Origin of the sequence: Synechococcus sp. R3-13 (assembly GCF_047462195.1) — a bacterium.
Lineage (GTDB): Bacteria > Cyanobacteriota > Cyanobacteriia > Thermostichales > Thermostichaceae > Thermostichus.
On sequence record NZ_JANSIO010000401.1, the window covers coordinates 1 to 8,040 of the forward strand.

An 8,040-nucleotide genomic window follows, 5' to 3' on the forward strand; every position below is an offset into this window, starting at 1 on the left:
TTGAGCTTATTATTGACTAGAGTCATGCTCTGTTCTCTAAAAGGCTAAGGGATCCCTGGGCCTCGCGATCTGGAGTAGCAGCGGGCTATCCTTCAACTGCTTACAAAGCAGTGAAGAAATCTGGCCTAAATGGGATGTGGCCCATCCGAAGCCCTGGGATTGCCGTTGGGATCCCGTTCACCCCTGGGGATGACATCCCCCCTGGCAGGATAGGAACTCCAGAGCAGGGGATGTATGATGCCTAGCACGGCTTTTTCGGAGCAATCGCAGAGAAAGCTGTACCGACAGGTTGTCCTGGGGATCAGCCAGGGTATGTAAAGGGGAAAGTCCGGTGCAAATCCGGCGCTGTGCCGCAACTGTGATGGGCTTGGGCTAGACCTATGCCCTCAGTCAGGATGCCCGCCTGCGGTTCTGGCTCGTCTTTCTTCCGCGTCGCACGGAATCAGGAGCTTCAAGAAAGAAAATGAATCCCATTCTAGGTCTCAGCCTGGCGCTGGGGGGTCTTGTTTTGGGGATCCCAGCGTGGGCGCAGCCGGCAGCTTCCCCGCCCTCAGCTCAAGAGGTTTTGGAAACCGGCGTTAGCGCCGAGATTTTAAATCAACCCGTCACCACGCCTTTTCGTCGCCCCGGCTTGCTGCGGGATTCTTCCCGCCCGGTTTACGTCGTTACCCGCCAGCAAATTCGAGAGCAAGGGGCAAGAACGGCTCAGGAGGCCCTGCGCTACCTGCCCGGGATCCTCAGCGACGGCACGGCAGGAACCCAGTTGGGAGCCCTTAGCTCCCAGTTTATGCGGGGAGGACGAACGGCCCAGGTGTTGGTGCTCTTGGATGGCCGCCCCATTAACGACCTGGGCTTTTTTGGCGGGTTCGATCTGTCTCAGATCACTACAGATGTGGTCGAGCGTATTGAGATCTCTCCAGGTGGGGGCTCCACCTTATACGGCTCCGATGCCGTTGGCGGGGTCATCAACATCGTGACGCTGGATCCAAAGCCGAGATCCGAGACCGTGCTGGAAGCGGCTATCGGCAGCTACGGCCTCAACGAGCAAGGGATCCAAAACCGCGGCCAAGCGCAGGATCTGGGCTGGGTGGTCAGCTATCGCCGTCTGCAGAGCAACAACGACTTTCCTTTTGAAATTAGGCGTTTGAGCAAAGCAGGCAGGCGGGAGAACTCGGCAGTGGAGTACCACAACCTACAAGCCAAGCTCACCTGGCAATTGGCAGAAGGCCAAGTCCTAACCGGAAATGCCCTTTATCTCAACAAAGCGTTTCAGGTGCCTGGCAGCACCGAGTTTCCCTCCCCCGATGCAGTGCAAAACACCAACGACCTGCTGTTAGATCTCAGTTGGCTGTGGGATCAAGAGAGGGGATCCCTGCAAGCTAGGGTATTTTTTGACGACCTCAACTATCGCTTCAGCGCCCCACAAAGCCAGGGATCCCGGGATGAGATCCTGCGAACGGGGTGGGGATCCCAACTGCAATACACCTGGAAGGCTGCTGAAAACCTGGAGCTTACTCTAGGAGCAGACTACCGATCCATTTCAGCTCGCAACACCACCTTCTCCTTTGCCAGGGGATCCACCAATGTCAACTACGACAATACCGTGAACCAAGGGGCCCTCTTTGCCCGCCTGGATTACAAGCCACAGCCCAACTTTTATCTCAACTTAGGTGTTCGCCAAGATTCGAGCAATCTGGTCAACGGTTCGGCCACCTCTCCCGCCGCAGGGATCCGCTGGGTTTTGGCAGAAAGCACCACCCTGAGGGCCAATTATGCCGGCAGCTTTCGCACCCCCTTGATCTCAAACTTATTCTTTCGTTTGCGGGGCTTTTTTGAGGTAGATGGGAACCCCAATTTGCGACCGGAGCGGGGAGAGAGTTTTGACATTGGCCTGGATCAGGCTTTGGGAGATTTTGGCCTACTGCGCTTGACCTTTGCCCATAACCGCATCCGCGATGGCATTACCTTTGTCAGCACCGGCCCGAGCAGGGGAACCTACGAAAACATTGAGCTCGTGGAATACACGGGCTTGGAAGCAGCCCTGGATTTGCGATTGGGGGAAAACTGGACTCTTTTTGCCAACTACACCCTGAACGATCCCATCATCCGCTCGGCGCTGGATCCCAAAGCGGTTGGCAAACAGCTAGCCTTCGTGGGAGCAGACAGCTTCAACCTGGGCCTGAGCTACCGCGATGCAGAGGATCGGTATGCCTCAGTTTTCCTGCATCACATTGGCACTTTCTTTACCAACAACGCCAATGCCCAATCTCTGCCCGGCTACACCAACCTGGCTCTGCGGGGAGGGATCCCAGTAGCAGAAAATCTCGCTCTAGAAGTGGGGGTTGATAACCTGCTGGATGAGCAATATGAGGTTTTCCCCGGCTACCCCGGAGTGGGTCGCACCGTTCGGCTTAATTTAAGGGGCCAATTTTAGAGCGACTTGAGGCTGACTTTTAGCTGTCTAACTCACTGCTGAATCCTTGGCCAAGACATTGAGATCGTCTTTGCCTCTTCTCACACCCTTTGCTTGGACAGAAACCTATGACTATATCAAGGAGCACCATGTCTCGATCAACTTCCCAGTTGCCCATCCAAGCTGGCAGCGCTGCCCAGCAACCCAGCAGCCATTGTCTTTGGGTTTGTGTCACTTGCGGATCTCGGTGGGTTAACGGCCAAAAAGAAGGGATTAGCAAGGGAGAAATGCTGCTGTCTGCCCTGCAATCTCAAACCCTCAATCCTCAACTGACCCTGAAGCCGGTTGCCTGTATGAGCGGCTGCAGCCATGCTTGTGTCGTTGCGTTGGCAGCACCTCAAAAGATGACCTATGTTTTTGGAGATCTCGATCCAAAAGATGTGGATCTCATTCTGCAGACAGCAGAGCTCTACCTAACCAAGTTGGATGGGATCCTACCCTGGGCCGAGCGCCCTCTGAAAAAAGAGGTGATTACTCGTATTCCACCACTACCTTGAGGAGCTCTCTCATGGCCGCTTTCACGCCCTGGATAACCCCTCTCCATCAAACTTGGCAGGAAGTTTCTTTAACGGGTTGGACAACCCTTTATGAAGGGATCCCTGCCCATATTGACTGCTTGGGGCCGTTGCTCTACGAGCTGTTTCAAGAGCACTGGGCCGAGATCCAGGTGGGCCATGTGGCGGAAGGCGGGGTGCTGGAGCTGGCTTTCAAGAAACCTCCAGCTTTGTGCGTGCTCTACGATGGCTATCTAACCGTTGCCACCGAAACTTGGCACCTGCATTTGTGCCTGGAGGAGCACCAAGGCGGCCCCCACCGCAAGACTCTACCGGAGCTGCGCCGCAAAAGATTGGTTAGCCGTGCTGCTCTCTACCGGCGCCTCAATCCCCAAGGTCAGCCCCGCATGTGGGGGATCCAATTCTGGAATGGAGCAGAAGAACCTTTGCTGCAGATTTTTCTGCCCAGCCCCTTTTTGGGGCCAGAGGAAGACTACCTGCCGGAAGGCAAAGCAGATTACCAAAAGCTTTCTCTTTACGAGCGCATCCGCGCCATCTATGTGCAGGGGAAAGAGCGGATCCCCTATGAGGATAACCCTCTTAAACGTCCCTACCTTGCCGTTTGTCGTTCCAGCCGTTGTTATCCTTCCCGCAACTACCAACCGGTTGTGGAAGCTCTGGAATCGGCTCTTCGAGAAGCCAACCTGGACGTACAGGTTATCACCTCAGGCTGCTTGGAAGTTTGCCAACAGGGGCCCGTGGTTTTTTACTCTGGGGATCGCACCTGGTACAAGCGGGTTACTCCCCAAGTAGCTCGGCAAATTGTTTTTGAGCATTTGCTTAATAGCTGTCCTCTGAAAGACCACCTTTTTCCAGGAGATTAAAGCATGATTGGCCTGCAATCGAGTGCTCAACCTATCCCCAGATCTTGCCGCTTGATCTCAGCCCCACTTTGGATACAAGCTGCTCAAGATTTGGCCCAAGGCTGGTTCTGGCCCAGCTTGTTTACCACCGTCGGCTGTCTCAGCAATATTGCTTATACATGTACCCTTCCTTTTGTAACTGTTGGTATTGTTGCAGGCACAACTTTAACCCGCCAAAGGGCAATCATTAGTGCTTTGATGATTTGGCTGGCCAACCAAATCTTTGGCTACACCTGGCACAACTATCCCCGCACTCCCGATTCGTTTGCCTGGGGGTTGGTGCTGGGGATCGGCACGGTGGGGATTGCTCTTGCTGGCGGTTACCGACCTCTGTTTTCTCAGTCCAAGCCGCTTCGGCCAAGGCAACTGCTGCTGAACTATCTCTGGATCCCGGCCATGCTCATCTTGGGGTTTCTGGCTTTTGAAGGGCTGATTTTGGCCGCCGGCCTGGTTTTGGGGGGAACGGAGGGCCTGACCCTGCCCATTCTGGGCAAAATCTGGCTGCACAACTGGCTGTGGACAGGACTTTGGATTGGGATCCACACCCTGCTGGTGTGGGACAGAGGACGTCGCCGGGTGTGGCTTGGAGAGGAGAAACTGCGGTGAGCTGCTCCCGTACAAGCTCTTCCCATCCCGTCAGCGGTGCGGAGCACCTTTGCAGTGATCTAGAGCATCCCCAAGAGGGATCCAGGCCAAAATAGGGGCGACCTGTGTGGGAGGGGATCCCTTTGCAGCTTTCTCATCTCAACAGTGGCAGGAGTGCCTACCGTCCTTCTCTGCTCTCTCCTTCCCAACGTCTCCTGCTGTTCAGCGGCAAGGGAGGAGTGGGCAAAACAACCTTGACCTGCGCGCTGGCTCGCCAACTGGCCCAGGTGGATCCCCAGCGCCGTCTGCTCCTGATGTCCACAGATCCCGCCCACTCGTTGGGGGACGTGCTGCAAATCTCGGTTACGGATGTGGCCCAACCCTTGCCGGATCGCCCCAATTTACAGGTGCGGGCTTTGCAGGCGGAGATTTTGTTGCAATCTTTTCGGCAAACCTATGGGCCGGCCCTGGAGCTCATTGCCGAGCGGGGCAGTTGGTTTGGCCGAGAGGATCTGCTGCCGATCTGGGATTTGGCGTGGCCGGGGGTGGATGAGCTGATGGCCATTCTGGAGGTCAACCGGCTGCTGGCTGGGGAGGAGGTGGATACGGTCATCCTGGACACGGCCCCCACCGGGCACACCCTGCGGCTGTTGGAGCTGCCCGACTTTTTGGATAATCTGCTGGCTGTGTTTGCCACCTTTCAGGCCAAGCACCGGGAAATCGCCCAAGCCCTGACGGGCACCTATCGACCGGATGAGGCGGATGCATTTTTAGCCCAGTTGCAGAGGGAACTGGAGGGGGGCAAAGCCCGCTTGACCAATCCGGAGAGCACTTCTGCTTGGCTGGTGATGATCCCGGAGCAGTTGAGCGTGGCGGAAACCCGCCGCTTTTGTCAGCAACTGCAAAACCGCCGCGTGCCCATCGGCGGTCTTCTGGTCAATCAGGTGCTGTTTCTAGGAGAAAATACCAGTCAATCCTCACTGCCCACCGCTCTCCCCTCTTCCCTCTACTCGGCGCGGCAACAGGAACAGCGGCGCGTGCTCAAAGCCCTACAGGAGGAGCTGCCCGGATACTCTATCTGGGTCTGTCCTTATCAACTGCAGGAGCCGGTTGGGTTGGCGGCCCTGGATGAGCTGGTTCAGCAGCTTCGCCCCTTGCCAGAGGTGCTGCTGGAGTTGGAAGGGATCCCAGAGCAAAAAGCAGAGAGCCAAGAGAAGAGAAAGTCTCTCTTCTCCACCCTCTTCCCTTCCTTCAAGGGGATCCCGGCTCTACCGGACTTTTTGGCCCAAGGGATCCGACTGGTGTTGGTGGGGGGCAAAGGGGGTGTGGGCAAGACGACGGTGGCCGGGGCCCTGGCTTGGACCTTGGCCAAGCGCCATCCCGACAAGCAGCTCTTGCTGGTCTCTATCGATCCGGCTCACTCGCTGGGGGATCTGTTTCAGACGAAACTGGGTCAGGATCCCATCCCCCTGCTGCCCAACCTGCTGGGGCAGGAGATCGATGCGGCGGTGGTGCTGGAGCAATTCCGGCAGGATTACCTGGAGGAGGTGGCGGCCATCTTGGCAGGGGAGGGGACGGCAGGGGTGGAAGTCCAATACGACCCGCAGGCGTGGCGGCAACTGCTGCAGATGCCTCCACCCGGCCTGGATGAGGTGATGGCCCTGTTGAGTGTTCTCCGACAGGAGACGAGCGGGCAGTTTGACCTGGTGGTGCTGGACACGGCCCCCACAGGCCATCTCCTGCGGTTTCTGCAGATGCCCCAGGCTCTGGAGGGCTGGGTAAGCTTGGCCCTGAAGCTGTGGCTGAAATATCGGGATGTGGTGGGCAGGCCGGAATGGGCGCAGCGGATGCGGGAGCTCTTGGCCCAGGTGCGACAGCTCCGGCAGCAGCTCCAGGATCCCCAGTTTGTTACCTTTATCCCCGTCTTTAACCCCGAGCAAGCAGTTCTGGCGGAAACCGAGCGTCTCTTGGCGGAATTGGATGCTTTGGGGATCCCTCATCCCTACGCCGTTCTCAATCGGGTGTGGTTGGAGGATTCTACCCCCTTTGGAGAGGCCCTCCGCCGTCGTCACCAGACTCTTCTGGCCCAGCTCCCCCAGCCATTTTCCCAGCAGGCCATCTTGACCATCCCCTTCCTACATCCTCCCAGCTTGGAGAATATCGGCTCCTACTTATTGGCTCCTCAGGAGCCCTAACCTAGGGGTAGACCTTGCTCACCCAAGGAGTTATGGATCCCAAGTTGGAAGAACGCGCCCGCGAGCTGCGCACCCTGCTGCAGAAGGCCAGCATTGCCTACTATGTCCACGATGCGCCCATCCTGGAAGACAGCGTTTACGACCGCCTCTACCGCGAGCTGCAAGAGCTGGAGCGGGCTTACCCTGAACTGGTCACTCCCGATAGCCCTACTCAGCGGGTGGGAGAAAAACCTGCAGAGCATTTTCCCACCGTCTTCCACCGCATCCCCCTCTACAGTTTGGAAAACGCTTTCAACCCAGAAGAACTGGAGGAGTGGCAAGAGCGCCTGCTGCGAGTTTTGGGCCGTGCCCCTGTTCCCGACGGCGGGACAGAGGGAGAGCTGGAATATGTATGTGAGCTGAAGATTGATGGCGCCGCCTTGGCCCTAACCTACATCGAGGGTCTTTTGGAGCGGGGTGCTACTCGGGGGGACGGACAGGCCGGAGAAGACATCACCCCCAACGTGCGCGCCATTCGTTCGATTCCCCTGCGGCTGGCGACAGCAGATCCGCCTCCCGTTTTGGAGGTGCGGGGGGAAGTCTATCTGGCCCTGGCCGAGTTCGAGCGGATTAACCGGGAGCGTTGCTCCGCCGGGGATCCCCCCTTTGCCAACCCGCGCAACTGTGCTGCCGGTACCTTGCGACAGTTGGATAGCCGCGTTGTGGCTGCCCGCAAGCTCAGCTTCTTCGCCTACGCCCTCCACTGGCCGGAAGGATGGCCTGCCGGGGATCCCCCGCAAACCCAGTGGCAGTGTCTGCAGCAGCTCAAGGAATTGGGATTTCCAGTCAACCCCCTTTCCCAGGTCTGTCGGGGCTTGGGAGAAGTGATCCAATTTTATGAGCGATGGCGGGGTGCCCAGCTCCCCTACGCCAGCGACGGGGTGGTGGTGAAATTGAACTCCTTGCGGCTGCAGGAGGAGGCCGGCTTTACGCAAAAATTTCCCCGCTGGGCCATTGCCCTCAAATACCCAGCTCAAGAGGTTCCCACTCGCATCCGCGCCATCCTCGCCAGCGTAGGCCGCACCGGCGCCGTCACCCCGGTGGCAGAGTTGGAGCCGGTTCCTCTGGCCGGCACCCTTGTCAGCCGCGCCAGCCTGCACAATGCCGATCGCCTGCGGGAGCTGGATGTGCACATCGGCGATACTGCCATCGTGCGCAAAGCCGGGGAGATCATCCCGGAGGTGGTCGGGATCCTGAAGGAATTGCGCCCTGCCGACGCTGTTCCCTACAGCCTGCCCAGCCAGTGCCCCGAATGCCACGCCCCTTTGGTTCGTCCCCCCGGCGAAGCCGTGACCCGCTGCCCCAACCCCGAGTGCCCGGCTAAGTTGCGC

At 58.0% G+C, this 8,040-nt stretch carries 6 protein-coding genes and 1 riboswitch; all 6 genes read left to right on the forward strand.

Annotation, left to right across the window (positions count from 1 at the left end; translation table 11 throughout):
- Window positions 1–269 precede the first annotated feature (269 nt).
- Window positions 270–422, forward strand: a riboswitch (cobalamin riboswitch).
- Window positions 423–463: 41 nt separating this feature from the next.
- The gene (locus tag NW856_RS11810) at window positions 464–2,434 is read left to right on the forward strand and encodes a TonB-dependent receptor plug domain-containing protein (RefSeq protein ID WP_414400436.1); all 1,971 of its coding nucleotides are present in this window, start codon (window positions 464–466) and stop codon (window positions 2,432–2,434) included.
- 128 nt (window positions 2,435–2,562) lie between these two features.
- Window positions 2,563–2,970: a DUF1636 domain-containing protein gene (locus NW856_RS11815; RefSeq protein WP_414400437.1), complete on the forward strand. Its 408-nt coding sequence runs from the start codon at window positions 2,563–2,565 to the stop codon at window positions 2,968–2,970.
- 11 nt (window positions 2,971–2,981) lie between these two features.
- On the forward strand, window positions 2,982–3,851 hold the full coding sequence (locus NW856_RS11820; protein ID WP_414400438.1) for a (2Fe-2S) ferredoxin domain-containing protein: 870 nt from the start codon (window positions 2,982–2,984) through the stop codon (window positions 3,849–3,851).
- A 237-nt stretch (window positions 3,852–4,088) separates the two neighbouring features.
- Entirely contained in the window at window positions 4,089–4,496 is a 408-nt protein-coding gene (locus tag NW856_RS11825; RefSeq protein ID WP_414351961.1) for a hypothetical protein, read from the forward strand.
- Window positions 4,497–4,618: 122 nt separating this feature from the next.
- On the forward strand, window positions 4,619–6,670 hold the full coding sequence (locus NW856_RS11830) for an ArsA family ATPase (protein WP_414400439.1): 2,052 nt from the start codon (window positions 4,619–4,621) through the stop codon (window positions 6,668–6,670).
- 32 nt (window positions 6,671–6,702) lie between these two features.
- Window positions 6,703–8,040: NAD-dependent DNA ligase LigA (gene ligA / locus NW856_RS11835; protein ID WP_414400440.1), on the forward strand; the 1,338-nt coding region annotated here is incomplete at its 3' end.